This is a genomic window from Phenylobacterium sp. (genome assembly GCF_016124325.1).
Lineage (GTDB): Bacteria > Pseudomonadota > Alphaproteobacteria > Caulobacterales > Caulobacteraceae > Phenylobacterium.
Genome location: NZ_WGNY01000008.1, coordinates 90,838 through 103,794, shown reverse-complemented (window position 1 = coordinate 103,794; position 12,957 = coordinate 90,838). Strand labels below are relative to the sequence as shown.

General features: G+C 70.5%; 13 protein-coding genes. 8 read left to right on the top strand and 5 right to left on the bottom strand.

Features of this window, described 5'->3' with window-relative positions; genetic code table 11:
• Positions 1-3 precede the first annotated feature (3 nt).
• From cydB to GC203_RS04010, 3 genes are read left to right on the top strand one after another with little or no spacing between them, the layout of a single operon-like run.
• The gene (cydB, locus tag GC203_RS04020) at positions 4-1,152 is read left to right on the top strand and encodes a cytochrome d ubiquinol oxidase subunit II (RefSeq protein ID WP_293451581.1); all 1,149 of its coding nucleotides are present in this window, start codon (positions 4-6) and stop codon (positions 1,150-1,152) included.
• Positions 1,153-1,173: 21 nt separating this feature from the next.
• Positions 1,174-1,293: a cytochrome bd-I oxidase subunit CydX gene (gene cydX / locus GC203_RS04015; protein ID WP_293451579.1), complete on the top strand. Its 120-nt coding sequence runs from the start codon at positions 1,174-1,176 to the stop codon at positions 1,291-1,293.
• Positions 1,294-1,300: 7 nt separating this feature from the next.
• On the top strand, positions 1,301-1,735 hold the full coding sequence (locus GC203_RS04010) for an OsmC family protein (protein ID WP_293451577.1): 435 nt from the start codon (positions 1,301-1,303) through the stop codon (positions 1,733-1,735).
• Here GC203_RS04010 and GC203_RS04005 read toward each other — a convergent pair.
• From GC203_RS04005 to GC203_RS03985, 5 genes are read right to left on the bottom strand one after another with little or no spacing between them, the layout of a single operon-like run.
• Positions 1,732-2,058 (bottom strand): metalloregulator ArsR/SmtB family transcription factor, encoded by a 327-nt coding sequence (locus GC203_RS04005; RefSeq protein ID WP_293451575.1) that lies wholly within the window; start codon positions 2,056-2,058, stop codon positions 1,732-1,734. The genes GC203_RS04010 and GC203_RS04005 overlap by 4 nt on opposite strands.
• A gap of 55 nt (positions 2,059-2,113) precedes the next feature.
• Positions 2,114-5,314, bottom strand: a complete 3,201-nt coding sequence (locus GC203_RS04000) for an efflux RND transporter permease subunit (protein WP_293451573.1) — start codon at positions 5,312-5,314, stop codon at positions 2,114-2,116.
• Positions 5,311-6,342 carry an efflux RND transporter periplasmic adaptor subunit gene (locus GC203_RS03995; protein ID WP_293451571.1) on the bottom strand — a complete coding sequence of 344 codons (1,032 nt, stop codon included), beginning with the start codon at positions 6,340-6,342 and terminating at the stop codon, positions 5,311-5,313. The genes GC203_RS04000 and GC203_RS03995 overlap by 4 nt, the downstream gene beginning before the upstream one ends.
• Positions 6,343-6,362: 20 nt before the next feature.
• Positions 6,363-6,725: a rhodanese-like domain-containing protein gene (locus GC203_RS03990; protein ID WP_293451569.1), complete on the bottom strand. Its 363-nt coding sequence runs from the start codon at positions 6,723-6,725 to the stop codon at positions 6,363-6,365.
• 14 nt (positions 6,726-6,739) lie between these two features.
• On the bottom strand, positions 6,740-7,024 hold the full coding sequence (locus GC203_RS03985; protein ID WP_293451567.1) for a metalloregulator ArsR/SmtB family transcription factor: 285 nt from the start codon (positions 7,022-7,024) through the stop codon (positions 6,740-6,742).
• A 178-nt stretch (positions 7,025-7,202) separates the two neighbouring features.
• Between GC203_RS03985 and GC203_RS03980 the strand changes: the two genes are divergently transcribed.
• From GC203_RS03980 to GC203_RS03960, 5 genes are all read left to right on the top strand, one after another.
• The gene (locus tag GC203_RS03980) at positions 7,203-8,483 is read left to right on the top strand and encodes an FAD-dependent oxidoreductase (protein ID WP_293451565.1); all 1,281 of its coding nucleotides are present in this window, start codon (positions 7,203-7,205) and stop codon (positions 8,481-8,483) included.
• 42 nt (positions 8,484-8,525) lie between these two features.
• Positions 8,526-8,729 (top strand): DUF2892 domain-containing protein, encoded by a 204-nt coding sequence (locus GC203_RS03975; RefSeq protein WP_293451563.1) that lies wholly within the window; start codon positions 8,526-8,528, stop codon positions 8,727-8,729.
• Positions 8,726-9,991 (top strand): TolC family outer membrane protein, encoded by a 1,266-nt coding sequence (locus GC203_RS03970; protein WP_293451561.1) that lies wholly within the window; start codon positions 8,726-8,728, stop codon positions 9,989-9,991. Before GC203_RS03975 ends, GC203_RS03970 begins: the two co-directional genes overlap by 4 nt.
• Positions 9,992-10,218: 227 nt before the next feature.
• A complete protein-coding gene (locus GC203_RS03965) occupies positions 10,219-11,547 on the top strand; it encodes an amidohydrolase (RefSeq protein ID WP_293451559.1) in 1,329 nt (442 codons plus the stop codon).
• A 127-nt stretch (positions 11,548-11,674) separates the two neighbouring features.
• A complete protein-coding gene (locus tag GC203_RS03960) occupies positions 11,675-12,934 on the top strand; it encodes a glycoside hydrolase family 172 protein (RefSeq protein WP_293451557.1) in 1,260 nt (419 codons plus the stop codon).
• The last annotated feature ends 23 nt before the right edge of the window (positions 12,935-12,957 follow it).

The following is a 12,957-nucleotide window of genomic DNA, read 5'->3' as shown; positions in this document are numbered from 1 at the left end:
GCGATGGAACTTCCCCTCGACTATCCCACGCTGCGGGTCATCTGGTGGGGCCTGATGGGCGTCCTCCTGATCGGGTTCGCCATCACCGACGGCTTCGACCTGGGCGTCGCCTCGCTGCTGCCCTTCGTGGCCCGCGACGACGACGAGCGGCGCATGGTGATCAACACGATCGCTCCCACCTGGGAGGGCAACCAGGTGTGGTTCATCCTGGGCGGCGGGGCGATCTTCGCCGCCTGGCCCTTCGTCTACGCGGTGAGCTTCTCGGGCTTCTACCTGGCGATGTTCGCCGTGCTGGCGTCGCTGATCCTGCGGCCGGTGGGGTTCAAGTACCGGTCGAAGCGGCCGTCGAAAGCCTGGCGCACGGCCTGGGACTGGGCGCTGTTCGTGGGCGGCTTCGCGCCGGCGCTGGTGTTCGGCGTGGCCGTCGGCAATGTGCTGCAGGGCGTCCCCTTCCGCCTCGATAGCGACCTGCGGGCGTTCTACGAAGGCACGTTCTTCGGCCTCTTCACCCCGTTCACCCTAGTCTGCGGCCTGTTGTCGGTGGCCATGCTGGTGACGCATGGGGCGGCGTGGCTGACCATGAAGGCCGAGCCCGGCCGCGTGCGCGACCGCGCGCGCACCATCGGGACCTTCGCCGCCGCCGCCGCCATCCTGCTGTTCGCGGTCGGCTACGCCTTCGTGGCGTTCGGCGGCCTGGGCTTCCGGCTCGACGGCGCGGTCGATCCGGCCGGTCCGTCGAACCCGCTGCGGGCCGCGGCCGCCGCCGCGCCGGGAGCGTGGTTGTCCAACTTCGGGGCCTATCCGTGGATGTGGATCGCCCCGCTGCTGGGCTTCGCGGGAACGGCGCTGGCGCTGTTCGGGATCCGCGCGGGCCGCGAGGCGCCGGCCTTCCTCGGCTCGTCGCTGGGCGCCTTCGGCATCATCTCCACCGTGGGCCTGTCGATGTTCCCGTTCATCCTGCCCAGCAGCATCGATCCGCGTTCGAGCCTGACCGTCTGGAACGCTTCGTCCAGCCACATGACGCTCTTCATCATGCTGCTGGTGACCGTGGTCTTCCTGCCGATCGTGCTCGCCTACACCGCCTGGGCCTTCAAGGTGATGTGGGGCCGCTCGACCACGGCGGCGCTGCACACCAATCCCGACCTCTACTGAGCCGGCCGAGGAGAGACGCGTATGTGGTACTTCACCTGGGTCCTCGGTCTCGGCCTCGCCGTCGCCTTCGGAATCCTCAACGGCATGTGGCATGAGTTCCACATGATGGATTCGGGCGACGACGGCCGGGACGATGAATGACGCGAGCTTGATCGAAGACAAGGCGACGCTGGCCGTCGAAACCGGCGAGGGGACCTTCGGGACCAGCATACGCATGGGTCCCTACAGCCTGACGGCCGACGAGCCGGTTTCGGCCGGCGGCCTGGGGGCGGGGCCCAACCCTTACGACCTCCTGATGGCGGCGCTCGCCGCCTGCACGACGATGACGGTGCGCCTCTACGCTGACCGCAAGGGCATGGCGCTGGAGCGGGTCGAGGCGCGGGTGCAGCAGGTGGCCCGCCGTTCGGCCGGCGCGGCGCAGGACGTCTTCGAGCGCGAACTGGAGCTGGTGGGCGCGCTGACCGACGACGAACGGACCCGGCTCCTCACGATCGCCGAGCGCTGCCCGGTCAGCCGCACGCTGGCCGGCGGCTCCCAGATCCGCACCTACCTCGCGGGCGGTCTGGAGAGCGAGGGCGACTAGGCTCCGCGGTAGATTTCCGACAGCGTCTGCAGGATGCGCACGGCGGCCGGATCGGCCAGCCGGTAGTAGATGGTCTGGGCCTCGCGCCGCGTTTCCACCAGCCCCTCGGCGCGCATCTTGGCGAGATGCTGCGACGTCGCCGAATGGGCCAGCTTGGCGTAGGCGGCGAGATCGCCCACCGAGGCCTCGCCCTCCAGCAGGCGGCAGAGCACCATCAGGCGCTGCTCGCTGGCCAGCAGCTTGAGCAGCCGCGCGGCCTGTTGGGAGCAGTGCTCCAGGGCGGAAATTTCCTCCCGCGAGGGGAGTTCTGCGACGGTCGTCATATGCTTGATGTAGAATATTCGAATACAAAGACAAGCGCGCGCACAGCGTTTGTCCCTATGCGCTCGCCGGACGCCCGTCGTCGCGCAACACCACGTAGATCGCCGGAATCACGAGCACCGTCAGCAGCGTCGACGACGCCAGGCCGAACAGCAGTGAGATCGCCAGGCCCTGGAAGATCGGGTCGGTGAGGATCACGGCCGCGCCGATCATCGCCGCCAGCGCCGTCAGCAGGATCGGCTTGAAGCGGATGGCCCCGGCCTCCAGCAGCACGTCGCGCAGCGGTTTGTCCTCGGCCTGGCTGTGGCGGATGAAGTCCACCAGCAGGATCGAGTTGCGCACGATGATGCCGGCGAGCGCGATGAAGCCGATCATCGAGGTGGCGGTGAAGGGCGCGCGGAACAGGATGTGGCCGATGACGATGCCCACCAGCGTGAGCGGGATCGGGGTGAGGATCACCAACGGCAGGCGGAAGCTTTTGAACTGGGCCACCACCAGGACGTAGATGCCCAGGATCGCCACGCCGAAGGCCGCGCCCATGTCGCGGAAGGTGACCCAGGTGATCTCCCACTCGCCGTCCCACAGCACCGTCGGCTTCGCCTCGCTGGGCGGCTGGCCGTGCAGGCGGATGTCGGGCCGGGGAAGGGCGCCCCAGTCGGCCTGTTTGATCTGCTTGTCGACGGCCAGCATGCCGTAGATCGGCGCCTCGTAGGCTCCGGCCAGCTCGGCCATCACCATGTCGACGTCGCGGCCGTCGCGGCGGAAGACGTGGGTGGCGGCGGGTTCGTTCGAGGCGCGGACCACCTCGCCCAGCTCCACCAGCCGGCCGTCGCGGGCCTGGGCCACCGGCATGGCGGCCAGCCCCTCGCCCCAGGTGCGGGCCGACTGCGGCAGGCGGACCGAAATCTCCAGCGGATCGCGGCTCTCGCCGCGGTGGGCGTAGCCCAGCACCTGGCCGCCCAGGGCCGCGCCGATGGAGTCGAACACCTGGCCTTCCGGCACGCCCAGGGCCTCGAGCCGCTCGCGGTCGGGGGTCAGGCGCAGGCCGGGGCGGGGCTGGCCCCAGCTGTCGTCGACGTCGACGATGTAGGGCACGTCCTTGAAGATCGCCTTCACCTTCTGGGCGACGCCGCGCCGGGTGGCCGCGTCGGGGCCGTAGACCTCGGCCAGCAGGGTGGCCATCACCGGCGGGCCCGGCGGGGCCTCGACCACCTTGATCGCCGCGCCGGCGGGCAGGGCCACCTTGGCCAGGCGCTTGCGCAGGTCGAGCGCCACGGCGTGGCTGTTGCGCTTGCGCTCGCCCTTGGGCTTCAGGGTGACGGCGAGGTCGCCCATCTCGGGGCGGTTGCGCAGGTAGTAGTGGCGCACGAGGCCGTTGAAGTTGAACGGCGAGGCGGTTCCGGCGTAGCCGTCGACGGCGGTCACCTCGGGCAGCGTCTGGGCGATGGCGGAAGCCTGGGACAGCGCGCGCTGGGTGTCCTCCAGGGCGGTCCCCTCGGGCATGTCGAGGACGACCTGCAGCTCGGACTTGTTGTCGAACGGCAGCAGCTTCACCGTCACCGTCTTGGTGGCGAACATGGCGCAGGCGACGAGGGTGGCGGCGCCCACCGTCAGCAGGAACCGCAGCGCGGACTTGCGCGTGGCGATCACGCGCCCGGCCACCTTGCGGTAGGCCTGGCCCAGGCGCCCGCCGGCATGCTGGCCCTCGTGGTGGCCCGGGTGCAGCGCGCCGCGGGCGAAGCGCACCATCAGCCACGGCGCGATCACCACGGCCACGAAGAACGAGAAGACCATGGCCGCCGAGGCGTTCACCGGAATCGGCGCCATGTAGGGGCCCATCAGGCCCGAGACGAACAGCATCGGCAGCAGGGCGGCGACCACGGTCATCGTCGCCACGATGGTCGGGTTGCCCACTTCGGCCACGGCGTCGACCGCCGCGTCCATGCGGCTGCGCCCGTCGTTCATCGCCCAGTGGCGGGCGATGTTCTCGATCATGACGATGGCGTCGTCGACCAGGATGCCGATCGAGAAGATCAGCGCGAACAGGCTGACCCGGTTGATGGTGTAGCCCATCAGGTTGGAGGCGAAGAGGGTGAGCAGGATGGTCGTCGGGATCACCACCGCGGTGACGCCCGCCTCGCGCCAGCCGATCGTGAAGCCGATCAGGGCGACAATGGACAGGGTCGCCAGGCCCAGGTGGAAGAGAAGCTCGTTGGCCTTCTCGTTGGCGGTCTCGCCGTAGTCGCGGGTGACGGCCACGTCCAGGCTGGCGGGCAGCAACGTCCCCTTCAACGTGGCCACGCGGGCGAGGACCGCGTGGGAGACGACGACGGCGTTGGCGCCCTTGCGCTTGGCGATGGCCAAGCTGACGGCCGGCGCCTCGGTCCAGGTCTGGCCCGCGCGGAGCGAACGCCAGGCGCGGGCCTGGTCCTCGCGCGGGGCCCGGACCACGTCGGCCACGTCGCGCACATAGACCTTCTCGCCCTTGGCCGACGGCAGGGCCAGCAGGCCGATCTCGGTGGGCGTGGCCAGCGTTCGCCCGGCCATGACGTCCAGCGCCTGGCCGGCGTTGCGGACCTGGCCGGCGGGGAAGGCGCGGTTGGCCTGGCGGACCGTGTCCATCAAGGCGCCCAGCGAAACGCCGTGGAGGGCGAGGCGGGCCGGGTCGGGTTCGACCCGGATCTCCTCGGGCCGGCCGCCGACGATGAAGGTGAGGCCGACGTCGTCGACCTTGGCCACCTCGGTGCGGAGCTTGCCGGCGATCTCGTAGAGGGCCTGGTCGGTCCACTGGCCGGCGGCTCCCGGCTTGGGCGACAGGGTCAGCACGAGGCTGGGCACGTCGTTGATGCCGCGGGTCTGGATCAGCGGCTCGGGAATCCCGGCGGGGATACGGTCGTAGTTGGCGCGGATCTTCTCGTGGATGCGCACCGCCGCGGCGTCCGGATCCACGCCCACCTTGAAGCGGGCGGTGACCATCACCTGGTTGTCGTCGGCGAAGGTGTAGACGTGCTCGACGTCGGTCACGCTCTTGACGATGGTCTCCAGCGGCTTGCCCACCAGCTCGACGGCGTCGGGCGCGCGCAGGCCGGGCGCGGCGACCATGATGTCGACCATCGGCACGCTGATCTGCGGCTCCTCCTCGCGGGGGATCGAGACCAGGGCGAGCAGGCCCACCATGATGGCGGCCAGGAGGAACAGCGGGGTCAGGGGCGAACGGATCGTCGCCCGCGTGATCCGACCGGAGACTCCGAGGTTCATCTGGCCACGACCGCGGGAACGATCACGTCGCCGGCGCGCAGGCCCGACAGCGCCTCGACGGTATCGGCCGTGGGGCCGGCCGCCGTCTGCAGCGGAGTCTCGGAGACGGTTCCGTCGGCGGCCACCAGCCGGGCGTAGTCGACGCCGTAGCGGGTGGCGACGTAGCGGCGCGGCACGACGATGGCCTGGCGCTCGCCCACCTTCACGCTGGCGCGCACGCGCCGGCCGATGAATTCGTCGGGCAGGGCGGGCGCGGTGACGTCGGCCATGACTTGGCCGCCGCTGACGCCCGGATAGACCTGGACGATGCGCCCTTCGCTGGCGGCGCCGCCGAGGTCGTCGGCGTTGAGACGGACTGTGTCGCCCACCTTCAGGGCGCCGGCCGCGCCCTCGGGCAGCTCAAGGCGAACCACCAGGGGTCCGGCGGTGATGGTGGCGATCGACTGACCGGGGCTGACCACCGAGCCGACCGGCACGGGCGCAGTCAGGACCCGGCCGGCGGCGGGGGCCAGCACGGTTCCCTGGGCGCCGAGCTCGGCGCTGGCGCCGCGCTGGGCGCGGGCGGCCGCCAGGGCGGCGCTGGCGGCCTTGGCCTGGGCCTCCACCTGGTCGAGGCGGGCCTGGGCGTAGACGCCGTGGGCGAAGAGATCGCGGGTGCGTTCGAGGTCGGCCTGGGCGCGGGCGGCTTCGGCGGCGGCGGCGTTGGTCTGGGCGTCGTAGGCGCGGGTCTCCAGCGCGATGCGTTCGTCGTGGACACGCCCGATCGCCTGGCCGGCGCGGACCGTGTCGCCCTCCTTCACGGAAAGGCTCACGAGGGTCCCGGGGATGCGGGCCCGGGCCTCGGCCATGTCGCGGGTGGTCAACGTCGCCGGCGCGGGCTTGAGGTCCGCGACCGTCTGCACGCGCACTGTCAGGCGGCCCGCCTTTGGGGCCGCGGCGGCCGCCGGCTCGGCCGACTTCTCGCCGCCGCAGGCCGCGAGCGCCAGGGCCGCGCCCAGCGCGCCGATGAGTGCAAACCGCCTCGCCATGCCCCGGCCCCCTCGCGTTGCTAGCGGGCGTCGCGGACGCCGCCGGTGGCGACGTCGAGCGACACGGTGGGCAGTCCGGCGGCCTTCCAGGCCATGATGCCGCCGCCCAGGTGGGAATCGACGGCGTGACCCGCGGCCTGGCAGCGTTCCAGGGCCATGGCCGAACGCTTGCCCGAACCGCACTGGAACACCATCAGCCGGTCGCCGGCGGGGGGCAGGGCGCCGGGATCGAAGGTCGACAGCGGATAGTTCAGCGCGCCGTGGATGCGTTCGGCGGCGAACTCGGCCGGCTCGCGCACGTCGATCAGCAGGATGCGATGCGCGGTCAGCGCGGCGCTCACGTCCTGGGGCGTGAGGTCACGGATTTTGGGGGTCGTCGACATGGGTTCTCCTCGCCTCAGGGGGTGGCGCAATAGAGGTTGGACAGGGTTTCGATCACCGCGCGGGCCTGACCGCTGGCGAGCGCGTAGTAGATGGTCTGCCCCTCGCGGCGGGTGGTGACCACGCCGTCGCGCCGCAGCAGGCCCAGGTGCTGCGAGGCCAGGGTCTCGCGGACCCCGAGGGACTGGGCCAGCGCGCCGACCGACCTCTCTCCGTCGATCAGCGAGCAGACGATCATCAGGCGATGCGGATTGGCCAGCGCCTTCAGGAGGCCGCAGGCGTCATGGGCTGAAGCCCGCATCCGCTCGACGTTAAAATTCATAGTTGCGTATATGCGTGATTTCAAATATTCAGTCAAGCGACGACCCTGAACCGGTATCGCGACCGACCGCGGAACGATGTGATCGTTGTCAAGGCGGGCTACGCCGATCGGCGAAAGCCTGCGCCGGGACGCCAGGGTGACTGGAGGAGACCGTTTGATGAGCAAGCCGCGCATCGCGATTCTCGGCGCCGGCCTGGGCGGCGCCGTGGCCGCATTCGAGATCAAGGACGCCGTCGGCGACCGCGCCGAGGTGCATGTCGTCAACAAGGGCGAGGCGTTCTACTTCGTCCCGTCCAACCCCTGGGTGGCCGTGCGCTGGCGCAAGCGGGCCGAGATCGCGGCCGAACTGTCCCCGGTGTTCAAGAAGCGCGGGATCGCCTTCAACACCTCGGGCGCGAGCCGGCTGATCCCGGCCGAGAACCGCATGGAGCTGAACGACGGCTCGACGCTGGACTACGACTACCTGGTGATCGCCACGGGGCCGGAGCTGGCCTTCGACGAGATCGCGGGCCTGGGCCCCGAGGGCGGCTTCACCCAGTCGATCTGCCAGATCGACCATGCCGAGAACGCCGCGGCGGCCTTCGACCGCTTCGTGGAGAACCCCGGCCCCATCGTGGTCGGCGCGGTGCAGGGCGCCTCGTGCTTCGGCCCGGCCTACGAGTTCGCGATGATCCTGGACACCGAGCTCAAGCGCCGGAAGATCCGCGACAAGGTGCCGATGACCTTCGTCACCTCCGAACCCTATGTCGGCCACCTGGGCCTGGACGGGGTGGGCGACACCAAGGGCCTGCTCGAGAGCGAGCTGCGCGAGCGCCACATCAAGTGGATCACCAACGCCAAGGTGGCCGGGGTCGAGGACGGCGTGATGCATGTGGAGGAGGTGGCCGAGGACGGCTCCACCAAGGCCAAGCACGACCTGCCCTTCGCCTATTCGATGATGCTGCCGGCCTTCCGGGGTGTCGAGGCGGTGCGCGGCATCGAGGGCCTGACCAATCCGCGCGGCTTCATCGTCGTGGACAAGCACCAGCGCAATCCGGCCTTCCCCAACATCTTCGCGCTGGGCGTCTGCGTGGCGATCGCGCCGACCGGCAAGACGCCGGTGCCGGTGGGCGTGCCCAAGACCGGCTTCATGATCGAGAGCATGGTCACCGCGATCGCGCGGAACCTGAAGGCGATCCTCGCCGGCGGCGAGCCGGCGCACGAAGCCACCTGGAACGCCATCTGCCTGGCCGATTTCGGCGACGGCGGGGTGGCGTTCGTCGCCCAGCCGCAGATCCCGCCCCGCAACGTCAACTGGTCGGCCAGCGGCAAGTGGGTCCATCTCGCCAAGGTGGGCTTCGAGAAATACTTCCTGGGCAAGGTTCGGCGCGGCGAGAGCGAGCCGTTCTACGAGAAGCTGGCGCTGGACGTCATGGGCGTCCGCAAGCTCAAGACCTGAGGCGCGGCGTGCCCCGCCCCCTTTCCAAACGGAGATTGAGAGATGACCGTCGATCGCGCCGTGCTGGCGTTCGCGGGCTTCGTCGTCCTGCTCGGCGTGGCCCTGGCCCACTTCGTCCATCCCTGGTGGATCGCGCTGTCGATCTTCGCGGGCCTCAACATGATGCAGGCCGCGTTCACCGGCTTCTGCCCGGCGGCGATGATCTTCAAGCGGCTGGGCGTGAAGCCCGGCGTCGCCTTCCGGTGAGCTGGCGCGGCGGCCTCGCCGTGGCCGTGGCGGTCGCGGCCCTGGTCGCGCCGGCGGCTGCGAGCGCGCTCTCCCTGGACGAGGCCATCGCCCTGGCGGCCAAGGCCAATCCCGACCTCGCGCAGAGCCGGGCCCAGGCCGACGCGGCCGCCGCGCGTGTGACCCAGGCGCGGGCCGGGTTCCTGCCCAGCGTGTCGGTGATGGCCGACGCCGGTTCCGGGACCACCGACCTCGGCGGGTTCTTCGGCTTCGGCGAGGCCGACGTGAAGCCGCGCTCGGCGGCCATCGAGCTGCGCCAGCCGCTGTTCTCGGGCGGCGCCGCGCTGGCGGCCTTCGACCAGGCTCGAGCCGGGCGGGATGCGGCGTTCGCCCAGGCCGGCGGCGCGCGGGCCTTGCTGTCGGCGCGCGTGGCCGACGCCTATGTCGGCGTGCTGAGCGCACGCGAGATGCTGGCGCTGAACCAGGCGCAGGTCGAGCGGATGGTCGAGGCGGGCCGCCAGGCCCAGCTTCGTTTCGAGCGCGGCGAGATCCCGCGCACCGACGTCAACCAGGCCGAGGCCCGGCTGGCCGAGGCCCGCGCCGGCCTCGCCCGGGCCCAGGGCGCGGTGGCCCGGGGCCGCGCGCACTTCCTGGCGGTGATCGGCGTGGAGCCCGAGGCGCTGGAGCCCCTGCCGGACGGCCCGGCCCCGCCCGCCAGCCTGGACGAGGCCGTGGCCGAGGCCCTGCGCGCCAGCCCGGCGCTGGTGGCGGCCCAGGCGGGCCTGCGCGCCGCCGAGGCCGGAGCCCGCTACGCCGAGGCGGGGCGGCTGCCGTCGGTGGCCCTGACGGCGACGGCCTCGACCGTGCGCGACAAGTTCTTCCCCGGCTATCAGGCCGACGACGTCACGGTGGGCGTCCAAGGCCGCTGGACCCTGTTCGCCGGGGGGGCCATCGGCGGCAAGGTGGCCGAGGCCAAGGCCGGCGTCCGCGCCGCTCGCGCCGCTCGCGACGGGGCCGAGGCGAACGTCCGCGAGGCGGTGATCTCCGCTTGGTCCGACCTCGCCGCCGCCAAGGCCGTGCTGGTCGCGGCCACGGCCCAGACGGCGGCGGCCTCCAGCGCGCTGGACGACGTGCGCCAGGAAGTCCGGGTCGGCCAGAAGCCCACGCTCGACCTGCTGGACGCCCAGCGCGACCTGCTGGCGGCGCAGAGCGCGGCGGTCGCGGCGCGCGGCGAGGCGGTGGTCGCCGCCTACCGCCTGCAGGCCCTGCTGCGCGGCGCGTGACATCCCGCGGGGTTGCGGCCGGCGGCTTCTATCGTCCCATGCGCTTCTGAATCGGGCCGGACGCCCCCGCCCGGCACGGCGCCGCGACCGGAGCCTCAAGACCAGCATCGGCTGAAGCGTCAGGCCATCGCGGTTCGTTGCGACCGACAGACAGGTCCATCGACCTGGATTTGACAAATTGTCCATACTGGAACAGATGTCTGCGCGATCTTTGGGGGGAAACGCACATGGATTGGGCGGCTACGACGAAGGGCGTCGCGCTGGCGCTGGCGACTTCGCTGGCGATCGTCACGCCCAGCCCTGCGCGGGAAGCGCCGCCTCCGCCCGGACCATTCGACGCGGCGGTGTTCGCCGCAGCCAGCGCGGTGCAGCCGAAGGTGGTCGCCTGGCGGCGCGACATCCATGAGCACCCCGAGCTGGGCAACCGCGAGTTCCGCACCTCCAAGCTGGTGGCCGAGCACCTGCGCAAGCTCGGTTTCGAAGTTCGCACGGGGGTCGCCAAGACCGGCCTCGTGGCCATCCTGAAAGGTGGCAGGCCGGGTGGCGTCGTGGCCCTTCGGGCCGACATGGACGCGCTCCCGGTGGCCGAGCAAACGGGGCTTTCCTTCGCCTCCAAGGCCACGGCCGAGTACAACGGCCGAACCGTGCCGGTGATGCACGCCTGTGGGCATGATGCGCACGTGGCCATCCTGATGGGCGCCGCCGAGGTGCTCGCCGGGATGCGCGCCGACATTCCCGGAACGGTGGTGCTGCTGCTTCAACCGGCCGAGGAGGGGCCACCGGCGGGCGAGGAGGGCGGGGCGGCGCTTGTCGTCAAGGAAGGCGCGTTGAACTCGCCGCGGCCCGGCGCGATCTTCGGCCTGCATGTGGCGCCCGGCGAGCCTGGCCGCCTGGCGTGGCGGTCGGGTCCGATGATGGCGGCCGACGACAGCTACCGGATCGTGCTCAACGGCCGGCAGACCCATGCCGCCAATCCGTGGGCCGGGATCGATATCGTGTCGATGGCGGCTGACGTGGTGCAGGCCTTCAACCAGATCGCCGCACGCCAGATCAAGGTCACGGTCACGCCGACGATCCTGTCCGTCTCCACCATCAACGCGGGGGTGCGCTACAACATCATCCCCGAAGAGCTGACCATGACCGGGACGCTGCGCTCGTTTGATCCGGGCCTGCGAAAGGAGATCATGGCGCGGGCCGAGAAGGCCGTGGAAAGCATCTCCGCCCGATATGGCGGAAGCGGACATATCGAGTGGGGTCCGCCGAACCCGGTCACCAGCAACGATCCGGCGCTGACGGCGCAGATGAAGCCGACGCTCCTGCGCGCCGCGCGCGGCGACGTGCGCGACGACATCGAGTTCATCACCGGCGCCGAGGACTTCGCCTTCTACCAGCAGGAGATGCCGGGGCTGTTCTACGACCTCGGTATCGGCTTCCCCCCGGGCGTGAACCACTCGCCGCTGTTCAACGTGGTGGACGAGGCGGCGCTGGAGGTGGGCGTGCGGGCCCAGAGCCTGGCGGCGCTCGACTATCTGCTGAGCGTCGCGCCGAAGCCTTGAGGCCGGGCGCGGAGAGGCCGCATCTTCGATCCTGACATGTGTGATGGCGGGAATCTTCGGAAGAATCCGTCGATTCGATCTAAATTTCTCGCTACTAGAATGTTAGATGGTATCGGAGGGGTGGCGAATGCGTGGGTTGGTTGGAACGATTCTGGCGCTGGCCATGATCGCAGTGGGCGCCGGCCCGGCCGCCGCCGCCGCGCCCGCGCCGGGCGCCATTCCTTTGTTCGAGGTGACGAACGCCCAGTCCCGGTCGATCAGCCCTGAAAACCCGACGGGGGAAAGGGGCGGCGGCGCGCGACTCGAGGCCAAGGACGGCAGCGCATCCTACGCCGCCGCCGAGCTGGGCAAGGGTTGGAAGGTCAATCCCTACGTCAACATCGCCCCGGGGACGACCTATCGCCTGGGTGAGGCGGCCGGACCCGGGATCATCAATCACGTCTGGATGACGTTGGGCGGCCTGGCGGAATATCGCTCGGCCATCCTGCGGATCTACTGGGACGACGAAGCCACCCCCTCGGTCGAGGCGCCGGTCGGCGACTTCTTCGCGGCCGGTTGGGGCCGTGGGGCCGAGCCCGTGATCGATTCGGCGATGGTCGCGGTGAACCCGGGCAGCGGGTTCAACAGCTTCTGGCAGATGCCGTTCCGCAAGAAGTTCCGCATGACCATCGAAAATCGCAGCAGCAAGATCCTTCGCGTCTACTACCAGATCAACTACGCGCTGGAGCCCGTGTCGCCGCGGGCCGGCTATTTCCACGCCCAGTTCCGCATGGCCAATCCGCTCAAGGCGGGCGACGTCTACACGATCCTGGATGGCGTTCGCGGCCAGGGCCAGTACGTGGGAACCTATCTCGGGCACGGCGCCTTCAGCCCCGGCTGGTGGGGCGAGGGCGAGGTCAAGTTCTACATGGACGGCGACCAGGAATACCCCACGATCGCCGGCACCGGAGAGGAGGACTATTTCCTCGGCTCGTACATCTATGTGAAGCGCGGGGCCGACGGGCGACCGCGCGAGGTGAACTACGCCTCGCTCTACTCCGGCTTCTACGCCTTGAAGCCCGCCGAGGTGGACGCCGACTACTTCCGGGCCGACGGGGAGCGACGCCACGGGGAATATCGGTGGCACGTCCTGGACCCGATCCGGTTCCAGAAGGATCTGAAGGTCACGATCCAGAACCTGGGCTGGAAGGACGCGACCCCGACGCGGGTGAGCGGGAACGGGCGCTATCTCGCGCTGTCGGATTCCCTGGCCTCGGTCGCCTACTGGTACCAGCTGGAGCCGCACGCGCCGTTCCCGGCGTTGCCGTCCGACGCCGTCATGCAGATCCCGCCGGCGCGCGGAACCGCCGCGCCGGCCGTGGCGGGCGGGGCGCCTGGCCTCCCCTGATCCGGCGCCAATGGATTAGACAA